General features: G+C 71.9%; 20 protein-coding genes. 10 read left to right on the top strand and 10 right to left on the bottom strand.

Translation table 11 applies throughout. The annotated features are described in order from the left end of the window. Positions 1-6 precede the first annotated feature (6 nt). Entirely contained in the window at positions 7-714 is a 708-nt protein-coding gene (locus TR33_RS20990) for a LysE/ArgO family amino acid transporter (RefSeq protein ID WP_042284881.1), read from the bottom strand. 72 nt (positions 715-786) lie between these two features. Here TR33_RS20990 and TR33_RS20985 point away from each other — a divergent pair, with 72 nt between their 5' ends. Beyond that, positions 787-1,692: a LysR family transcriptional regulator ArgP gene (locus TR33_RS20985; RefSeq protein WP_042284880.1), complete on the top strand. Its 906-nt coding sequence runs from the start codon at positions 787-789 to the stop codon at positions 1,690-1,692. A gap of 21 nt (positions 1,693-1,713) precedes the next feature. Here TR33_RS20985 and TR33_RS20980 read toward each other — a convergent pair whose 3' ends face one another. Continuing rightward, on the bottom strand, positions 1,714-2,490 hold the full coding sequence (locus tag TR33_RS20980; protein WP_014910856.1) for a winged helix-turn-helix domain-containing protein: 777 nt from the start codon (positions 2,488-2,490) through the stop codon (positions 1,714-1,716). A 103-nt stretch (positions 2,491-2,593) separates the two neighbouring features. Further along, a complete protein-coding gene (locus TR33_RS20975) occupies positions 2,594-4,396 on the bottom strand; it encodes an AMP-dependent synthetase/ligase (RefSeq protein WP_042284877.1) in 1,803 nt (600 codons plus the stop codon). A 226-nt stretch (positions 4,397-4,622) separates the two neighbouring features. Here TR33_RS20975 and TR33_RS20970 point away from each other — a divergent pair, with 226 nt between their 5' ends. Continuing rightward, positions 4,623-4,826 (top strand): hypothetical protein, encoded by a 204-nt coding sequence (locus TR33_RS20970; protein WP_042284874.1) that lies wholly within the window; start codon positions 4,623-4,625, stop codon positions 4,824-4,826. A 56-nt stretch (positions 4,827-4,882) separates the two neighbouring features. On the opposite strand, the gene TR33_RS20965 is transcribed toward TR33_RS20970, so the two are convergent. The 3 genes from TR33_RS20965 to TR33_RS20955 all read right to left on the bottom strand — a co-directional run bounded on the left by TR33_RS20965 (position 4,883) and on the right by TR33_RS20955 (position 6,908). Further along, the gene (locus TR33_RS20965) at positions 4,883-5,932 is read right to left on the bottom strand and encodes an aldo/keto reductase (protein WP_042284872.1); all 1,050 of its coding nucleotides are present in this window, start codon (positions 5,930-5,932) and stop codon (positions 4,883-4,885) included. A 19-nt stretch (positions 5,933-5,951) separates the two neighbouring features. Beyond that, a complete protein-coding gene (locus TR33_RS20960) occupies positions 5,952-6,272 on the bottom strand; it encodes a putative quinol monooxygenase (protein WP_014909527.1) in 321 nt (106 codons plus the stop codon). 153 nt (positions 6,273-6,425) lie between these two features. Next, a complete protein-coding gene (locus tag TR33_RS20955) occupies positions 6,426-6,908 on the bottom strand; it encodes a hypothetical protein (protein WP_042284869.1) in 483 nt (160 codons plus the stop codon). Between the two features lie 189 nt (positions 6,909-7,097). Here TR33_RS20955 and TR33_RS20950 point away from each other — a divergent pair, with 189 nt between their 5' ends. The 5 genes from TR33_RS20950 (at position 7,098) to TR33_RS20930 (ending at position 11,648) form a co-directional block, all read left to right on the top strand. Further along, positions 7,098-8,294: a PucR family transcriptional regulator gene (locus tag TR33_RS20950; protein ID WP_042284867.1), complete on the top strand. Its 1,197-nt coding sequence runs from the start codon at positions 7,098-7,100 to the stop codon at positions 8,292-8,294. Between the two features lie 123 nt (positions 8,295-8,417). Further along, on the top strand, positions 8,418-8,948 hold the full coding sequence (locus tag TR33_RS20945; protein WP_014908728.1) for a YbhB/YbcL family Raf kinase inhibitor-like protein: 531 nt from the start codon (positions 8,418-8,420) through the stop codon (positions 8,946-8,948). 262 nt (positions 8,949-9,210) lie between these two features. Beyond that, positions 9,211-10,272, top strand: coding sequence for an ATP-grasp domain-containing protein (locus TR33_RS20940; RefSeq protein WP_199806170.1), 1,062 nt, complete (start codon positions 9,211-9,213; stop codon positions 10,270-10,272). Then, on the top strand, positions 10,269-11,117 hold the full coding sequence (locus TR33_RS20935; protein WP_042284863.1) for an inositol monophosphatase family protein: 849 nt from the start codon (positions 10,269-10,271) through the stop codon (positions 11,115-11,117). The genes TR33_RS20940 and TR33_RS20935 overlap by 4 nt, the downstream gene beginning before the upstream one ends. Positions 11,118-11,183: 66 nt before the next feature. Then, positions 11,184-11,648 (top strand): DUF1707 SHOCT-like domain-containing protein, encoded by a 465-nt coding sequence (locus tag TR33_RS20930; protein ID WP_014913264.1) that lies wholly within the window; start codon positions 11,184-11,186, stop codon positions 11,646-11,648. 20 nt (positions 11,649-11,668) lie between these two features. On the opposite strand, the gene TR33_RS20925 is transcribed toward TR33_RS20930, so the two are convergent. Next, positions 11,669-12,163 (bottom strand): DUF3145 domain-containing protein, encoded by a 495-nt coding sequence (locus tag TR33_RS20925; protein WP_026124874.1) that lies wholly within the window; start codon positions 12,161-12,163, stop codon positions 11,669-11,671. Positions 12,164-12,578: 415 nt separating this feature from the next. On the opposite strand from TR33_RS20925, the gene TR33_RS20920 reads away from it, so the two are divergent. The 3 genes from TR33_RS20920 (at position 12,579) to TR33_RS20910 (ending at position 15,500) form a co-directional block, all read left to right on the top strand. Beyond that, on the top strand, positions 12,579-13,064 hold the full coding sequence (locus tag TR33_RS20920) for an RNA polymerase sigma factor (protein WP_014912418.1): 486 nt from the start codon (positions 12,579-12,581) through the stop codon (positions 13,062-13,064). Further along, complete coding sequence (locus TR33_RS20915; RefSeq protein WP_014909757.1) at positions 13,061-13,462, top strand: hypothetical protein; 402 nt, start codon at positions 13,061-13,063, stop codon at positions 13,460-13,462. The genes TR33_RS20920 and TR33_RS20915 overlap by 4 nt, the downstream gene beginning before the upstream one ends. Before the next feature lie 184 nt (positions 13,463-13,646). Next, positions 13,647-15,500 (top strand): CHAT domain-containing protein, encoded by a 1,854-nt coding sequence (locus TR33_RS20910; RefSeq protein WP_042284860.1) that lies wholly within the window; start codon positions 13,647-13,649, stop codon positions 15,498-15,500. Between the two features lie 9 nt (positions 15,501-15,509). On the opposite strand, the gene TR33_RS20905 is transcribed toward TR33_RS20910, so the two are convergent. From TR33_RS20905 to TR33_RS20895, 3 genes are all read right to left on the bottom strand, one after another. After that, entirely contained in the window at positions 15,510-16,163 is a 654-nt protein-coding gene (locus TR33_RS20905) for an MBL fold metallo-hydrolase (RefSeq protein ID WP_014909536.1), read from the bottom strand. Positions 16,164-16,216: 53 nt separating this feature from the next. Next, complete coding sequence (locus tag TR33_RS20900) at positions 16,217-17,041, bottom strand: enoyl-CoA hydratase-related protein (RefSeq protein ID WP_017533838.1); 825 nt, start codon at positions 17,039-17,041, stop codon at positions 16,217-16,219. A 189-nt stretch (positions 17,042-17,230) separates the two neighbouring features. Continuing rightward, positions 17,231-17,827: a DUF5998 family protein gene (locus tag TR33_RS20895; protein WP_202421429.1), complete on the bottom strand. Its 597-nt coding sequence runs from the start codon at positions 17,825-17,827 to the stop codon at positions 17,231-17,233. Positions 17,828-17,853: the final 26 nt, after the last annotated feature.

Raw genomic sequence — 17,853 nt, 5'->3', positions numbered from 1 at the left:
CGGGGCTCAGGCCCCGAACGCCAGACTCGCCCCCAAGGCGATCATGACGACCGCGATCAGGCCGTCCAGCACCCGCCAGGCGGCGGGGCGCGCGAAGACCGGCCGCAACAGACGGGCGCCGAAGCCCAGCGCGAAGAACCAGACGAGGCTGCCGGTCACGGCGCCGCCCGCCCACCACCAGCGGGCCTCTCCGACCTGCTGGTTGGCGACCGACCCCAGGAAGACCACCGTGTCCAGGTAGACGTGCGGGTTGAGCCAGGTCAGGGCGAGGGTGGTCAGCACCGCGGCGCCCAGGGTGGTGGAGGTCCGGGTGCCGGCCCCACGGACGATCGTGGTGGTGCCCGTGCCGCCCTCCGAGCCGCCGCCGAGGCGTTCCGGCTCCTCCTCCCCCGTCGGTACCAGAGCCTGGCCGGGCCCCGGGCGCAGGGCGCGGCGGGCCGCCATCAGCCCGTACACGACGAGGAAGCCCGCGCCGAGGAAACGGATGACCGTCAGGGCCTCGGGCATGGCCCTGATCAGCCCTCCGATGCCCACCACCCCGGCGAGGATGAGCACGGCGTCGGAGAGCGCGCAGATCAGGACCACGGTCAGCACCGTGCGGGGCGTCCCGTCGATACCGAGGCGGAGCAGGTAGGCGTTCTGGGCGCCGATGGCGACGATGAGGGCGAGTCCGGTCCCCGTCCCCAGAAGCGCGGGAAGCAGTGTTTCGTTCACCCTCCTCAGCCTTCCGCAACCACCCCATGCAGTAAAGCTAAACTTTCTTAGAACCCCTGAGAAAGGCTTAGGATGCCGTTCCAGTTCGACCACCTGCACACCCTGACCACCCTGGTCGACGAGGGCACCTTCGAGGCCGCGGCGCGACGTCTGCACGTGACCGCCTCGGCGGTCTCCCAACGGGTCCGGGCCATGGAGCAGCGCGCGGGCCGGGTCCTGGTCCAGCGGACCAACCCGGTGGAGCCCACCGAGGCCGGCGATGCCGTGCTGCGCTACGCCCGGCAGGTCCTGCTGCTGGATCAGGAGGTCCTCTCCGAACTACGGCTCGGCGAGGACGAACACCGTCACCAGGTGCCGCTCGCGGTCAACGCCGACAGCCTCGCCAGCTGGTTCCTGGAGGCGCTGGCCGCCCTCCCCGCCGACCTGGGCGCGGTGTTCGAGATCCACCGCGAGGACGAGGAGCACACCACGGGTCTGCTCCGCTCGGGGCGGGTGATGGCCGCGGTCACCTCCACCCCCGACGCGGTCCAGGGATGTTCCGTGGAGGGGCTGGGGGTGATGCGCTACCAGGCGGTGTGCGCCCCCGACTTCGCGGAACGCCACGGGATCCACGGACCGGAGGACCTCGTCGACGTCCCCGTGGTCGACTTCGACCGCAAGGACGACCTTCAGGACCGGTTCCTGCGCGACCTCACCGGCCGGGGATCGTCCGGCCCCCGACACCACGTCCCCTCCTCCGAGGGCTTCGCCCGGGCGGTCCTACTGGGGCTGGGGTGGGGCGCCGTGCCCGAACTCCAGTGCGCCGAGGACCTGGAGAACGGGCGCCTGCTGGCCATCGCCCCGGATCACCCGGTGCTGGTCCGACTGTTCTGGCAGCGATGGAACCTGCGCTCGCCCCTCCTGGACGAGGTCACCGAACGGGTCCGGGCGGGCGCGGCCCGCCACCTGAGCCCCATGTCCAAGCCCCGGGGCGCCTGAGCGAGGGGGCGACCCCCTGTCTCAGGGCAGGCGGGCCAGGTCCCGCTCGGTCACCAGACCGTAGTGGAGCGCCTTCTCGGTGAGCACGTCCGCCCGCCAGTCACGCCCCTGCCTGGCCTCCTCCGGCTCCACCTGGAACTTGTTCTTGAGCAGGTAGTCGATGTGGGAGTTGACGGCGGCCTTGGACAGCCCCAGCCGTTCGGCGACCTCGGTCTGGGTCGGGATGACCCTGCTCCCGGGGTTGCGCAGGCGCGGCTCGCAGAAGGCCACCAGCACCCGGTAGTAGGTGTGCAGTCGGTCGATCCGGAAACTGCGCAGGTCGGTGCGCTCGTCGAAGGTCTCGTCCGCCTCGCCGAAGGGGGCCGTCTCGTCGGGCACCAGGACGCTGCTACAGGCGGCCGGGGCCATCACGAGGAAGCCGTGCTCCCCTTGGGCGCCGGGCACCAGGACCCGGGAGGTCTCGAAGGGCACCAGCATGCCCTGGGTGTGCGGCGGCACCTGGATGTACCCGGCCAGGCGTTCGGTGTTCTCCACCAGATAGGACTTGGTGGGGCTCAGGTTGGTGATCCGCCAGTGGTCGCCGTACGAGGAGATCTCCCCGGCCAGACGGGAGACGGCCCGATCCTCGGTGGCCAGGAGGATGTCGACCTTGCGGTTGCGTCCACCCCGGCCGAAGGTACGGTTCTCCCCCGGTTTCAGGTGGTGGGTGTCCATGGGGGTATCGCTGTCGTAGTCCTTCTGGACCGTGACGACCTGGTCGGACACGGGGGAATCGAAGCGGAAGGGGTGCAGGCTCATGCCGCCTCCGGGAGAGCTGGGGAGGAACCGCGCGGGGAACCGGTTTCCTCCGGCAGGATACTGCTTCCGGACCGGCCCGACGGTGCTCCCGGTGCGGCCGTGCTCACTCCTCGTAGAGGGCGTCGATCTCCCCGGCGTAGCGTTCCGCCACCACGCGGCGACGGATCTTGAGGGAGGGGGTCAGCTCCCCGCTGCCCGGACCCCACTCACCCGCCAGCAATCGATGGCGTTTGACCCGTTCGGGGCGGCTGAGTCGGGCGTTGGCGGCCTCGACGGCGCGTTCGACCTCGGCGACGATCTCCGGGTGCCCGGCCGGATCCGGCCCCGGGTCCACCCCGCGCGACACCGCCCACACCGGGGTCACCTCGGGGTCCAGGACCAACAGGGCGACCGGATAGGGACGTCCGTCACCGTGCACGAAGGCCTGGCCGATCAGAGGATGCTCCTTGAGGGCGTTCTCCACCAGCGCCGGTGAGACGTTCTTTCCCCCCGAGGTGACGATGAGCTCCTTCTTGCGGTCGGTGATCCACAGGAACCCGTCCTCGTCCACACGACCGACGTCGCCGGTGGCGAACCAGCCCTCGTCGTCGACGGCCGGATCGATCGTCCCGTCCTCGCGCAGGTAGCCCTCGAAGAGCGAGTCACCGCGCAGGAACACCTCGCCGTCCTCGCCCGTACGGAGCTCGATCCCGGGCAGGGGACGCCCCACCGAACCGAGCCGGAACCCTCCGGGCGAGGGGACGTTCATGGTGGCCACCCCCACGGACTCCGTGAGCCCCCACGCGTCCATGATCACGACCCCGAGGCCCGCCCAGAAACGGACCAGGTCGGGGGGCAGGGGCGCCGAGGCGCCGGCGGCCAGGATCAGCCGATCGAGGCCCAGCCCGGCCAGGAGGGGGGTGAGGACCTCGGCCCGGGCCCGCCGGTAGCCCTCCTCCAGCTCTTCGGGGACCGTGTCGCCGCGTTCGACGTGGGCCAGTCGCTCGGTCGCGATCCGGCGGGCGGCGTCGACGGCGGCCCGTTCGTCCTCGGACAGACCGGCCATCACCAGTCGGACCGCCACGGCGAGCTTCTCCCACACCCGGGGCACCCCGAGGAAGTGCGGAGGGCGGACCCGGGCCAGGGTCGCGGGCAGGTCGGCGAGTTCGGGGCACATCCACACGTGGGAGGCGCGCAGGAGCGGCAGGTACAGGCCCAGGACGCGTTCGGCGATGTGGGCCGGCGGCAGATAGCAGACGTGGTCGGGGTGGCCGGGAACGCCCACGCTCCGGTCCAGCGCGATGGCCTGGGCCAGCACGGCGCGGTGGGTGATGGCCACCCCCTTGGGGGCTCCCGTGGTGCCGGAGGTGTGGATGACGGTGGCCAGGTCGTCGGGGCCCGGCTCGTGGAGGCCCTCCGTTCCCCGAGTGCCCGGGGTCCCGACCAGGTCCTCGTAGGAGAGGTGGCCGTGTTCGAGGTCGGGCCCGTCGACCACGACGAGGAACTCCAACGGCGTGGCCGGGTCCCTCAGGAGGGGCTCCCATACGGCGGCGACCGTCGGGTTCTCGACCACGGCCAGACGTGCCCGCCCGTGGCGGGCGATGTGGGCGATCTGCTCCGGGGCCGAGGTGGAGTAGACGCTGCCGGGGACCGCCCCGGCGTGGAGCAGGGCCAGGTCGGCGAGCCAGTGTTCGGGCCGGTTGCCCATCATGAGCAGCGCGCGATCCCCGGGACGGATCCCGAGATCGATCAGGCCCGCGGCGAGCGAGGTGACGGTGGCGTGGACCCGTTCCCAGGTGAGGGTGGTCCGCCCCCGACCGTCTCGGGAGGGGCCGGACAGGGCGGGGAGGTCGGGGTGTTCGCGCGCGTTGCGGCGAAGGAGGTCGACGAGGGTGAGGTCGTTCGCGGTTCCGGGAGGGAGGGTCATGGATACTCCTGGACGGCTTCCTCGGAGGGCGACCGGGGTTCACGGAATCCTAACCATCTCCCACCAGGAGGGAAAGGCCTCCCTTTCCCGCCCCTACCGGGGAATCCCCCGCCCCTCACGGCGGTTCGCGAACAGAACGGACAGGCCCGTGGCGTGGGACGACCGTTCGACGGACGGGTGAGGGCGCGACCGAACGGGTACGCGCTCGAACAAGGAGGTGGGATCGATGTCAGGAGCGGCCCTGTTCGGCGTACTGCTCTCCCTGGCCATCCCCATCGCCATCATCCTCATGGTGTTGGGGATCTTCCGGATCGTCCAACGCCAGGCGGAACAGCCCGGATACCCTTCCGAGGAACCGGACGAGAAGGACGACGAGGGACCGACCGAGAACGGCGACGAGGAGAAGCGGGAAGAGCCGCCGGAACCCTAGGGATCATGAGGAACGGGCGCCGGTGCGAGCACCGACGCCCGTCGAACGCGGGACGATCACCCCATGAAGTCGGTCGCCCTCCGCCAGATGTTGATGTCGGAGTCGACCGCCCAACGGTCGATGTCGCGCAGCTCCTCGTCGGTGAAGTCGGTGTTCTCCACCGCGACGAGGTTCTGTTCGAGCTGCTCCACGCTGGAGGCGCCGATCAACGCGGTGGTGACCGTACGCGGCCCCTGGTCGCGCAGCACCCACGCGATCGCCATCTGGGCCAGGGTCTGGCCACGACGCGAGGCGATCTCGTGGAGGGCCCGCGCCCGCTCCAGGACCGGTTCGGTGAGCATGTTGTCCCGCCAACTGGGACGCCCCACCCCGGCCCGGGAGTCGGCGGGCACGGTGCCGTCCAGGTAGCGGTCGGTGAGCAGACCCTGGGCCAGCGGGGAGAACGCCACCACGCCCATGCCCTTGTCGGAGGCGACGTCCAACAGCCCGTCCTCCACCCAGCGGTTGAGCATCGAGTAGGAGGGCTGGTGCGCGATCAAGGGCGTACCGAGATCGTGCATGATCTCCGCGGCCAGCCGGCTGAGCGTGGGCCCGTAGGAGGAGATGCCCGCGTACATCGCCCGCCCGGACACCACCGCGTGGTGGAGGGCCATCAGGGTCTCCTCCAGCGGGGTGTCCGGGTCGGGACGGTGGCTGTAGAAGATGTCGACGTGGTCGAGCCCCATCCTCTCCAGGGAGCGGTCGAGCGAGGACAACAGGTACTTGCGCGACCCGCCCTGCTGGTGCGGGCCCGGACCCATGACCCATCCGGCCTTGGTCGTGATGACCAGTTCGTCCCGGTAGGGCTTCAGGTCCCGGGCCAGGATCCGGCCCAGGTTCTCCTCGGCCGAACCGGGCGGCGGGCCGTAGTTGTTGGCCAGGTCGAAGTGGAAGACGCCCAGGTCGAAGGCGCGCCGGAGGATCCTCCGCTGCCCCTCGAAGTCCCGGTCCCCACCGAAGTTCTGCCACAGGCCCAGGGAGATCCTGGGCAGGTTCAGCCCGCTGTTCCCACAGGACCCGTACTCCAGCCTCTCGTACCGGTCCTCGCTCGCCACATAGGTGCTCAACGCCCGCTCTCCTTCTCGGCTAGTCGATGGTGAGTTCGCCCATCCGGTCCCAGCCCTCGCCCTCGACCAGGCGGCTGACGATCAGCGGGGTCTCGGTGAGCAGCGGCTTCATCGCCGCGAGCCCGTCCCGGAAGTGGTCGCTGTTCACGTGGGCCTCGGCGGCGTCGTCCTTGAACGCCTCGATGAGCACGAACTCGTTCTCACGCTCGACGCTACGGGACCACTCGAACCACAGGTTGCCGGGCTCGGCCCGGGTGGCCGCGGTGAAGTCGGCGACCGAGTCGAGGAAACCGTCCCCGACCTCGGGCTTGACGCGGAACTTGACGACGATGAGGATCATCGCGCACCTCACTTCTCGTTGGAACACGGGCACCCGGTCGTTCCGTGCCCGCCGGTCACCACTCTTCCAGAGCCGGAGCGTCTCGGGCCCCGCCGAACGCCCCGGCGCGGTGTTCGTCCGATCACCCGGGCCCGTGGCCCCGATCGCCCCCGCTCACGCGCCTCCGAGGGAGAGCCCGGGAAGACGGGTGGCCCGCCATTCGCCGTCCTCGGACTCGCGCATCTCCAGGGCGCCGACCTCCTCGTCCGGATGGACGAGGGTGACGACCACGACCTCGACGCCGCCGTCCAGCTCGCTCTCGGTGGTGATCTCCTCGATCTCGACGTCCTCGGCGTCGGGGAGGCCCGCCGCGTACTCGGGGAAGGCCTCGACGCAGTCATCCGACCCCTCGCTCAGGGCGGCGACGGCCTCCTGCGCGGAGACGTCCATGAAGGCGCAGGCCGCCTCGGCGTCCTCGGCGTTCAGGGAGGCGACGAACCCCTCCGCGACGGTTCGCGCGGCCGCCTCCACCTCGGCGACGTCGTCGGGCGCCGCGGCCTCCGCGGAGGTCCCCTCCTCCGAGGGGTCCGACTCCGCCTCGCCGCACGCGGTCAGGGCCAGGGCCAGGGGCAGGGAGCACAGCAGGAAGCGTCGCACGGGAAGGCCTTCCGGAAGGGGGGGGGTTCGTCTCGATCGCACCCTAACGGTCCGGAGAGAGGTCTTGTTCGTGGGGAAGGCCTCTGATGGGATGGAGGAAGGTGACCGGGGTCACGGTCGCCGTCTGGCGCACAGAGCACGCGCGGGCGTGCCCGTTCGACTCCGTCGTGCGTCCGCGCCGGAGGTGACATGACGTACCGATGGCAGGAGGCCGCCGCCCCCGAGGTCCTCCGCGCGGGGCCGCCCCCACGGCCGCTCCCACCGGTCTCCGAGCTGGTCGACGAGGTGCTGGCCGAACTCGCGTACACGGCGAGGGGCCACCCTCACCCCCTGGAACATCTGGAGGAGACGCGACGGGTGCTCACCACGGCCCTGCGCGCCTTCCTGGACCGGGTCGAGCACGGCCCCACCCCGGAGAACCGTGACGCCCTCGTCCGCGTCTTCCGTGCCTTCGGCGCCGACGAGGCCGGGCGGGGCCGCACCCTGGAGTGCCTGCACCACGGGATGCGCGTGGCCGCCGCGGTCACCTGGCGGCGGGTGGCCGGCTCCGGGGCGGTCTCCCCCGACCGCATGGCCGCCCTGGGAGACGAGGTCTTCGCGTTCCAGGAGGAGGTCTCGGCGGCGGCCTCGGAAGGGTACGCCCGGGTGCGCGAGGCCGGGGTGGAGGAGCTGCGCCGCCGTCGCTCCCGGCTACTGGAGGTGCTGCTGGGCGAGTCCGGGACGGCCCCGACCCCGGGCGCCTTGGCGACCCTGGCCCGCTCCGCACGGTGGCGGGTCCCGGAGCGGGTGGCCGTCGCGCTGTTGTACCGCGAGGACGTCGAGGGCCCTTCGGCCCCGGCGCCGCCGTCGGACGTGCTGGTGGACCTGGAACGGGCGGAGCCGTGCGCCCTGATACCCGACCCGGAGGGGCCCGGCCGGCTGCGCTCCCTGGAACGGTCCCTGCGCGGCTTCGGCGCGGTCATGGGACCGACGGTGCCGATCATCGAGGCGTCCCTGTCGCTCTCACGCGCCCGGGAACTGGCGGAGCTGGTGCGCTCGGGCGCGATCCCGGGCTCCGGACTCTCCCGGTGGGACGACCACCTGTCCGAACTGCTGTTGTCCCGGGACACCGCGTTGGTCGCCGCGATGGCCCGCCGGCTCTTGGCTCCCCTGCGGGGGATGCGGGGACCACAGCGGGACCGGATGGCCGACACCCTGCTGGCCTGGCTGGAATCGGGCTTCAACGCCAACGAGGCGGCCGAGCGTCTGCGCATCCATCCACAGACGGTGCGCTATCGGATGCGGCGCCTGGAGGAACTGTTCGGAGCCCGACTCCGCGAACCGGACACACGCTTCGAACTGGGGCTGGTGTTGCGGGCCCGACGACTCCTGGGCCCGTTGGAGTGAGGCGATACGGTGCCGGACTCTCCCATCGTGCTCCGCGCCCCTCCCCTTCCAGGGGCGTATGTTCGTAGCGGGCCCGATCACGGGCCGGTACGCACATCCACGAGAACCAAGGAGGCCATCGTCGTGGCCACGCCACCCTCCCCTTACGACTTCCTGCCCCCGGTCGCCTCGTTCACCGTCACCAGCACCGACGTCGCCGACGGGAAGACCCTGCCCACGGCCCAGGTCAGCGGGATCATGGGCGCGGGAGGACAGGACGTCTCGCCGCAGCTGTCCTGGAGCGGCTTCCCCGAGGAGACGCGGAGCTTCGCCGTCACCTGCTTCGACCCCGACGCCCCCACCGCGAGCGGGTTCTGGCACTGGGTCGTGTGCGACATCCCCGTCGACGTGACCGAGTTGGCGGCCGACGCCGGCAACGGTTCCGGCCTGCCGGAACAGGCCGTGACCCTGCGCAACGACGCCGGAGGCCACCGTTACATCGGCGCGGCCCCGCCCGCCGGGCACGGCCCGCACCGGTACATCTTCGCGGTGCACGCGGTGGACGTGCCCAGCCTGGGCCTGGACTCCTCCGCGAGCCCGGCCTTCCTGGGCTTCAACCTGTTCTCGCACGCTCTGGGCCGGGCGCTCATCACCCCGGTCTACGAGCAGGGCTGAGGCCTCTCACCGGTGGAGACGCCACGAGGGTGGGGAACGCACGCGCTCCCCACCCTCGACCCTTTTCCTCCCGGGGTCGTTGGATACACGCGCGAGAGCCGGGTTCGGTTGTCCCGTGAGCCGGATCCGGCCAAACAGGGGTCGCCGCGAGCCCCTTCGGTCTACGCTCGGTCCATCCCCACCACACCGATCCGACGAACGTCTGGAAGGGTTGACACCGGTGGCACAGAAGGCTTCGGATGACTCGGGAGAACCGACGGTCATCGTGACGACGGCGGGCTCGGCCCCGACCCCGGGGACCATCCTGCGCCTGCGCGAGCAGGGTTTCCGTGTGGTGGCCACCGACGTGGACCCGACGGCCCCGGGGCTGTACCTGGCCGATCGCGGCCACCTGGTGCCCCCGGGCGACAGCGACGCCTTCCTCCCCCGGATGCGGGCCCTGTGCGAGGAGGAACGCGCGGTCGCCGTCATCCCCCTCGTGGACGAGGAGCTGCTCCGGATCGGCGAGCTGGCCGAGGACGGGATCGCCGTCCTGCTGCCCCGGGCCGGGTTCGTGACGACCTGCCTGGACAAGTACGTCCTGACCCGGAGGCTGGAGGAGGCCTCGATCGGGGTGCCGCGCACCTGGTCGGCCTCGGAGTGGCCCGCCGACGCGATCGAGGACGCCCCCGGCGGTCTCATCGTCAAACCGCGCAGTGGTCGGGGCAGCCGCGGTGTCACCATCGTCGACTCCGTCCGAGACCTGGCCGGGGCGATCTCCGAGAGCGGATACGCCGCCGACGAACTGATCGTCCAGGAACGCGTCACCGGCCCCGAGTACACGGTGTCGGTGGTCGTCTGGCGCGACGGCGAGGTGCAGGCGGTCGTCCCCAAGGAGGTCCTCCTCAAACAGGGCGTCACCAAGTACGCGGTGACCCGGCGCCACGCCGAGGTGGTCCGTACCTGCGTCGCCGTCCAGGAGGCGCTGCGCGCGGACGGGCCGTTCAACGTGCAACTGTGCCTGGACGCCGAGGGACGACCCCGGATCTTCGAGATCAACCCCCGCTTCTCCTCCACCGCCGCGCTGACCACCGCGGCCGGGGTGGACGAGATCGCCGGGCTGCTGCGCCAGGCCCTCGGTTCGGGAGGGCGGCTCACCGACGACTGGCGGGAGGGCGTGACCATGGTCCGACGGTGGACCGACGAGTTCCTCGACGAGGAGCGCTTCGCCTCGCACGGGCTCTCCCCCGCGCCCCTGCCCACCCGGAACGGCGAGGGCCTCGTCCTGCCGGGGACCACGATCCCCGGCCCCGCGGCCCCGGTGCCCCCGGCGCGTACGCGATGAGCGGCCGTCACCCGCTCTCGGAGGCGGTGGCCGAGGCGGTCACCGAGGTCGGCGCGCTCCTGCGCGAACGGCGCGGCGCCCCGGGCGCGCTCGACGGGGTCTGGCGGGGCTCCCAGTTCAAGGCGGAGGCCGACGCCCTGGCCCACCGCGAGCTGTCCGCGCGCCTGTCCCGGATCGACGGACGGATCCCGGTGGTGAGCGAGGAGGACCCCGACTCGCTGTCGCGGAGCCGGCCGGAGCGGTACTGGCTGATCGACCCGATCGACGGGACCGCCAGCTACGTTCACGGCTTCGACGGGTACGTCACCCAGGCCGCCCTGATGATCGGGGACCGGCCCGAGGTGGCGGCGGTCTACGCCCCGCAGCTCGACACCCTGTACACGGCCGTGCGCGGGCTCGGGGCCCGACGCGACGGGGTGGAACTGCCCCGTACGGCCACGACCGCGCCGGGCGAGGGGGTCCTCACCGACAACACCCCCGAACCCTCCGGGATCGCACGGCGGGTCTACGACCACTTCGGCTACGGCTCCTATCTGGAGAGCGGCAGCATCTCGTTGAAGCTGTGCCGGATCGCCGGGGGCGAGGCCCATCTGTTCGTCAAGGACGTCCCGGTGCGCGACTGGGACGTGGCCGCCCCCGATCTCGTCCTGTCCGAGGCGGGCGGCCGGGTGACCCTGCTGGACGGTTCCGCCTTCACCTATCGGGGCCCCTATGAGCACACCGGTCTGGTGGGAGCCGCCGACCCGTCCACCTGCCGCGCCGTGGCCCACTGGGCGGGCTCTCCACCTGCGAGGACAGGGGCCGAGGAGAGGTCCCCGGAAGGCTCCGGGAATCGCTCTCCGTGAGCTCTTTCGCGTGCCGTCCGCGCCACGTATCGTGTGGTCACCGACTCGCGCCTCAGGGGGTGGGAAATGGAGGTCCGACGTCTGCCGGCGCACTTGATGCGCGCCTCGGACACCGACCGCGATCTGACGATCGAACGTCTGGCCGTGGCCTTCACCGAGGGCCGACTCGACCACGACGAGTACGAACGTCGGGTGGGCGAGGCCCTGAACGCGGTCCTGGTCGGTGAGCTGCGCTCCCTGACCGCCGACATCCCGGCCCCCGCCCTCGTCGTTCCCGCACCGCGACCGCATCGGGAACGGGAGCGTCCCTCTCGGCCCACGCCGACGGGCCGGGGCCCGGCCCGCTCCGAATGGGGCGAGGAGTGGCGGTGGTGGTCGGGGGCCGGGGTGCTGCTGACCGCCATGTGGGCGACGGCCAGTCTGGTGGGCGGTGAGCTCATCCCGTACTGGCCGCTGGTCCCGCTGGGGATCTGGGCCGCGGTCCTGCTGGCCTCGGCCATCTGGCCCGGCGACGCCGAACCCCCGGCCTAGGGGTTCCAGGGGCTCGGAGGTCAGCCGACGGCGTGGAGCCAGCGGACGGGGGCGCCGTCGCCCGCGTAGCGGAAGGGTTCGAGTTCCTCGTCCCAGGCGCGCCCCGTGAGTCGGTCGAGTTCCGCCGCGAGGTCTCCGCCCTCCACGGCGACCCGTTCCATGGCCGCGCGCAGGCGCCCCTCGGGCACGAGGACCTCTCCGGCGGCGCTGGTGATGGCGGTGAACACCCCGAGGGAGGGCGTGTAGCTGTAACGGACCCCGTCACAGCCGGGCGACCCCTCCTCGGTCACCTCGAAACGCAGGCGTTGCCACGCGTTCAACGCCGAGGCCACCTCTCCCGCGGTCCCCGCCCTTCCCTGCCAGTTGAGCTCGGCGCGGTGATGGCCGGGGGCCGCCGGTTGGGCGACCCAGTCGAGTTTCACGGGTACTCCAACGACACCCGCGACCGCCCACTCGACGTGTGGGCACAGCGCCGCGGGCGCGGAGTGGACGTACAAGACGCCACGTGCGGACACCGAACCTCCTGATACGAACGAGTGCGCTTCCCCGACGCCCTCGTACCACGAGAAGGTTGCATACCCGCTTGAACACCTTTTGCCCCATTGTGCCCCAATGGCACCCTGAGAACCATCTCGCACGCTGGTATTTTCCAGCGTTCCCACCATGCCCGGACCACACAGGGGCTAGCGTGTGCCCCAGGCTGTGACAGGGAGTCCGATCATAGTGGGGGCGGGTGTGCCAGACCAGTCTCGCGAAGACATCCCACCACCGAAACCCCACCACCGAACACCCCAAAAGGGCGGTTCAGGGCATGCTCTCACCACTTTTCGCCCGGTTCCGGCCACAATCGGCCCCGACCTCCCGCCGTGTTCCGACGCCGAACTCGTCCTGAGGGCCTGCAACGGCGACCCCCGCGCCTGGGAGGGGATCGTGGACCGGCACCTGCCCATGGTCAACCGGATCGCCCGCTCCTACGGGCTCTCCACCCCCGACCGGGAGGACGCGGTCCAGACCGTGTGGCTCAACCTCAACCGCCATCTGCCCCGACTGCGCTCCCCCCACCTGCTCCGCCCCTGGCTGCGCCGGGTGACCCGGAACGTGTGCGCGAGCCAGAGGGACCCGCTTCGACGAACGGTCCCGGTCGACCCCTCGGACCTGGCCGAGTACCCCATGCCCGAGCCCGACACCGAACACGAGTACCTGAGCAGGGAACGGCGCACCGAACTCCACCGGGCCATCGACGAACTCACCGACCCCGCCGACCGCCGTGTCGCCCGCTACTACCTGGACGACTCCCCCGACGCGGCCCCGATCACCCGACGCACCACCGCCGGCGAACGCAGGCACCTGTTCCGCCGGCTCCGCAGGTCCCTGGGCGTGGTGCCGACCCCGGCGAAAGGCGTGCGCGACCCGTGAACGAATCCGAACCCGGGCGAGACGCCGCCTTGGCCGCCTTCGACCGCTCCCTCGACGGGGCCGCCCCCGCACCCGTCCTCCTCGGGGGCCGGGCGGAACCGGACTCCCTGTTCCGCGCCGGAGAGGACACGACCTCGACGACCCTGCGCATGGATCTCGACGGTCTGGTGATCGACGCGCTGATCCTGGCACGAGGGGATCTACGTTCCCTCACCGGTCTCGTCAGAGGGGAGTTCGATCATCTGGAGGTGCGGCTGTACCGCCCCTGGGGGTGTCCGCGCCTGTTCGTCACGGTCGACGGCGGCTTCCGGTCGGAGGGTCTTCGACGTGGGCCGGCCTCCCTGACCGTGGAGCGCCCGGGCCACCCGCCCGTGGCCGGCGACTGGTTCGTCCTCTGAGGAAGGGGCGTCCGAAACCGGGTGTGCCGGACGGTCCGCTTCAGAAGACCGTCCCCCTTTATCCGGACAACCGGAGATCCACCCTGGTCGGGCCGTCCACAGGCAGCACACGAACGCTTCCTCCCTCCCCTTCCCGCTGCTATCACTGAAGACGGTCGACCCCCTCGGTGAAAGGCGGCCGAACGTGTCCCCCTGCGCGTTCCCCGATCCCCCGCACACCCCCACCTCATCGCACGACGAACACGCGGTCCTGATCACCGCCCGCCCCCTGCTGTCCCGGATCTCCCTCGGGGTCGGGCTGGCCGGAGCGGGCCGCGTCGAGGAGGGCGTCACCCTTCTGGAGAACCTCCATCGGTCACTGCGCGGCCACCCCGTCTCCGAGATCCCTTCGGTGTTACCGGGCGTGCTCGTCGATCTGGGGCTGGCCCAGGCGCTGGCCGGCCGTTTCGGCGCCGCGGCCGAGCACCTGGATGAGGCCCGTTCCCTGGCCGCTTCCAGGAACCTCGTCCTGCTCGACACGGTGGCCCGTCAGAACCAGGGATGCCTGGCCCTGTACCGGGGCGAGACCGCCGAGGCCATCGGCACCTTCCGAGAGCTCGTACCGGTGGTCCCCGAGAGGCGACGCGAGGCGCTGCGCACCGACCTGGCCGAGGCCCTGCTCGCCGGCGGACTGATCGAGGAGGCGGGGCGCACCCTGGCGGAGTCGCCCTGGCGGGACGGGGAACCGGGGTCCGCCCGCACCCTGGTGGAGGCCGGGTTCCATCTGTCGTGCGGCGACCATCGGGCGGCCCTGCACCTGGCCCGTCGGGTCCGCCTGCGCACCGGGCGGGGCACGGCCTGGCACCGGCTCGCCTCCCGTCTGGAGAGGGTCGCCCTGCGAGCGCCCGGCCGTCCGACGGGGCGGGTCCGCGCGTCCTCGCCCTCCGAGCGAAGGCGGTCCACGGACCCGGGCCTTCCCCGGTCGGGTCCGGCGGCACACGATCTCCCTCTGGTGCGTGCCGGGTTGGAGCGGGCGCTGGCCCACGGCGACCCCTCGTCCGCGCTGGAATGGGCCGAAGGGCTCCGGCCGGCGGCGATGGCCCGCCTCCGCCGGGGGCGATCGGCCCCGCCCCCTCCGGGGACGGTGGACGAACCGGTGCGGGAGCGACTGTTCGCCTCCCTGGACGGGCGGGCCTTCGTGCACTACGTCGCGGCCGAACATCGGGCGCTGGCCCTGGTCGCGGTGGCCGGACGGGTCCACTCGGTCTCGTTGGGCCCGCTCCTACGGATACGTCGGCTGCTCGCCCATATGCGGTACATGTACACGTCGACGGTGACCGAGGAGGCTCCACCGCGTGTCCCGGCCGAGGTCGGCCGGGCCCTCCTCGATCCGATCCTGCCCCTCGTGGGCGCCCGGGCCCTGGTCGTCACCGGGGAGCCCTACCTCGGCGATCCGCCCTGGGGGCTGTTCCCCGGGGCGCGCGACCGCCCGATCACCGTGGTCGCCACGGCCCGGGCACGCGTGGAACGCTCCCCCGCCCGGGATCCGCGCCGCGTCCTGCTGGCCGCCGCGGCGGGCCCCGAGGGCGCGGGAACCGAGGTGCGCGCCCTGTCCGGGATCCACCCGGAGGCGCGGATCATGCGGAGCGTACGCAGGGGCCGGCTCCTGGCGGCCCTGGCGGGCGCGGACCTGGCCCACCTGGCCGGACACGGTCGCGTCGACGAGAACGCCCCGTTCCGCCCCCGGATGGAGCTGAGCGACGGTCCGCTCCTGCCCCACGACCTGACACGGCTCCCCTCGGCGCCGAGGACGGTGGTCCTGGCCACCTGCTGGGGCGGACACGGCTTCCTCTCCGGGCAGGGCGGACCGGGCGGGTTCGCCGGAGCCCTGACCTCCCTGGGCACGCGCACCGTGGTGGCGAGCCCGCTGCCGGTCCCCGACGGGCCCACCGGCGAGGCCGTGCACGACTTCCATCGGGCCCTGCGCGAAGGGACCGACCCGTCCGAAGCGGTCTCCGCGCATCTCGGACGGGTCGGTTTCTGCTGCTACGTCGGTTGAACGGCCCGGCTACCAGCCGCGCTCGCTCCACTCGGACAGGTGCGGGCGCTCCGCTCCCAGCGTGGTGTCCTTGCCGTGGCCGGGGTAGACCCAGGTGTCGTCGGCCAGAGCGCCGAACACACGCTCGGACACGTCGCCGAACAGGGTGCGGAAGTCCGCGTCGGACCAGGTCTTGCCGACCCCGCCCGGGAAGAGGCTGTCCCCGGTGAACAGGTGGGTGTGCCCCTCGGGGTCGTCGTAGCGCAGGGCGATCGATCCGGGTGTGTGGCCGCGCAGGTGGATCACGGTGAGCGCGCAGTCCCCGACGGGGACGGTGCTGCCGTGGGTGACGGGCTCGTCCACCGACACCGGAAGCTCGTCGGCGTCGTCGGGGTGGGCGACCGTGCGGGCGCCGGTCTGGCCCACGACCTCGGCCAGAGCCTGCCAGTGGTCCTGGTGGCGGTGGGTCGTGACCACGCGGGCCAGCCCGTCCTCCCCGATCATCTCCAGGACACGGTCGGGTTCGGCCGCGGCGTCGATGAGGACCGCCTCCCCCGTCGCGCGGCAGCGCAGGAGGTAGGCGTTGTTGTCCATCGGGCCCACGGCCAGCTTGGTGATCGTCAGATGCGGTAGTTGGCGCAGGTCGGCGGGGCCGCCGACCCTGGTATCTCCGGAGTAGCTCACCCGACCATTGTGACCTGTCGTGGAGAGCGGGTGTACCCAGGTCGACGACGGGCTCATCGAGACCAGCGGGGAGGGCGTTTCTCGAAGAAGGCCGTCCGCCCCTCGGCCGCGTCCTCACCGGCGAAGAACTCCGCCGAGAGCTCCCCCAGGCGGGCGAACTCGTCCGCGCGCCGCTCGGGAAGGATCCGCTCCCCGCCGGCGAGCTCGCCGATGAGCTTCTTGGTCCGGGCCAGCGCCTTCGGGGCGGCGGCCCGCATCCCCTGAAGCACGTTCTCCAGCTCCTCCTCCATCTCCCCTTCCGGAACCGCGCGGGTGAGGAGCCCGGCCTCGACCGCGGCCTCGGCGTCGAACACCTCGCCTGTGAGGAGGTAGCGGCTGAACTGGCGGGGGTGCATCCGCGCGGACAGAGGGAGGGAGATGATCGCCGGAACGACGCCGATGCGCACCTCGGTGAAGGCGAAGGTCGCCTCGGCGGGCGCCAGGGCGATGTCGGCTGCGGCGACCAGGCCGATCCCGCCCGCCCGCGCGGGACCGTTGAGGAGGGCCACCACCGGTTTGGGGCCGGCCATGATCCGCTCGAAGATCTCCGGCAGCTCGGGCGCGGGCTCGACCGGCTCCCCCCTGAGGGCGGCGCCGACCTCCTTGAGGTCCGCGCCCGCGCTGAAGACGGGGCCGGTGCCGGTGAGCACCACCGCGCGCACCTCGTCGTCGTCCATCGCCGCGCCGAGGGCCTCGAAGAGACCGGCGCGCAGCCGCGCGGACAGGGCGTTGCGGTTGCGCGGGGAGTCGAGGGTGATCGTGGCGACGGCCCGGTCGACGCTCGACCGCACGAGCGGGGTGTCGTCCGAGGGGGTCGCGGACGTCGGGTGCTGCGTCATCGCGGACTCGCCTTTCTCCGTTGGGCGCCCACGCCGGCCGAGATCACGGCGCGGAACACTCGTTCGACCCACGGTCCGTGGGTGTCGGGTGGATCACACGCTAGCGCTCCACGGCCCGCGGGCCCCACACCGACCCCGCACGCACGAGGGCCGGGGACCGTGACGGTCCCCGGCCCTCGTGTCCTCGGGTCACCTTCCCCGGGCCGCCCGCGACAACGCGTCCGAGAAGTGGAGCATCGAGGCGACGGCCTCGGCCCCGTCGGCCGCCTCACTGACCCTCAGGGTCAGGGGCTCGGCGGTGACGGCACCGGTGTAACCGTGGTCGAGCTCGCAGCTCTCGTCGGCGCAGGAGGCCGGTTCCAGGTCGATGTGGGCGACGGCACCCCAGTTCACCGACAGGTTGACGCTGAGCACCAGTTCGCTGGGGGTGCTCCCCGGCGTGTACTGGGCCGGGTTGGGCACCACCCGGGTCAGCGCCACGGACTGGACGTTGCCCAGTTGGATGCTGTCGGTGGTGGTGGAGGCGTGCGAGGCGCCGCCGGGCTCCGTCGGTGGGTGCTCGTCGGTGTGGCACACCACGAGCCGGGTCGCGGTCAACAGCATCACGGTGATGTGACGCCGCATCTCCATCGCCGGGTCGAAGGTCGCCTCGTGGTGCACGATGAACGCCTCGGCGTCCTCATCACCCAGGGTGGTGGCGACGGCGTCGATGACCAGAGCCGGGTAGTACCCGCTCCGTTCGATCTCCAGCCGCCAGTCCGTGGGCACGGCACGTGTTTTCCTCATACCTCTATCCTGCCCCCTTCCGGCGA

Source organism: Nocardiopsis alba (assembly GCF_000710955.1).
In the GTDB taxonomy this organism is placed as follows: Bacteria; Actinomycetota; Actinomycetes; order Streptosporangiales; family Streptosporangiaceae; genus Nocardiopsis; species Nocardiopsis alba.
Note: the sequence above shows the minus strand (reverse complement) of the source record. Positions and strands in the feature narration are given on the sequence as shown.

Excerpts from the sequence above, each read along its gene's own strand:
- TR33_RS20935 (WP_042284863.1), top strand. The coding sequence starts at position 10,269 with ATGAGCGGCCGTCACCCGCTCTCGGAGGCGGTGGCCGAGGCGGTCACC.
- TR33_RS20975 (WP_042284877.1), bottom strand. The coding sequence starts at position 4,396 with ATGACCCTCCCTCCCGGAACCGCGAACGACCTCACCCTCGTCGACCTC.
- TR33_RS20970 (WP_042284874.1), top strand. The coding sequence starts at position 4,623 with ATGTCAGGAGCGGCCCTGTTCGGCGTACTGCTCTCCCTGGCCATCCCC.
- TR33_RS20980 (WP_014910856.1), bottom strand. The coding sequence starts at position 2,490 with ATGAGCCTGCACCCCTTCCGCTTCGATTCCCCCGTGTCCGACCAGGTC.
- TR33_RS20950 (WP_042284867.1), top strand. The coding sequence starts at position 7,098 with ATGACGTACCGATGGCAGGAGGCCGCCGCCCCCGAGGTCCTCCGCGCG.
- TR33_RS20930 (WP_014913264.1), top strand. The coding sequence starts at position 11,184 with ATGGAGGTCCGACGTCTGCCGGCGCACTTGATGCGCGCCTCGGACACC.
- TR33_RS20985 (WP_042284880.1), top strand. The coding sequence starts at position 787 with ATGCCGTTCCAGTTCGACCACCTGCACACCCTGACCACCCTGGTCGAC.
- TR33_RS20900 (WP_017533838.1), bottom strand. The coding sequence starts at position 17,041 with ATGACGCAGCACCCGACGTCCGCGACCCCCTCGGACGACACCCCGCTC.
- TR33_RS20960 (WP_014909527.1), bottom strand. The coding sequence starts at position 6,272 with ATGATCCTCATCGTCGTCAAGTTCCGCGTCAAGCCCGAGGTCGGGGAC.
- TR33_RS20895 (WP_202421429.1), bottom strand. The coding sequence starts at position 17,827 with ATGAGGAAAACACGTGCCGTGCCCACGGACTGGCGGCTGGAGATCGAA.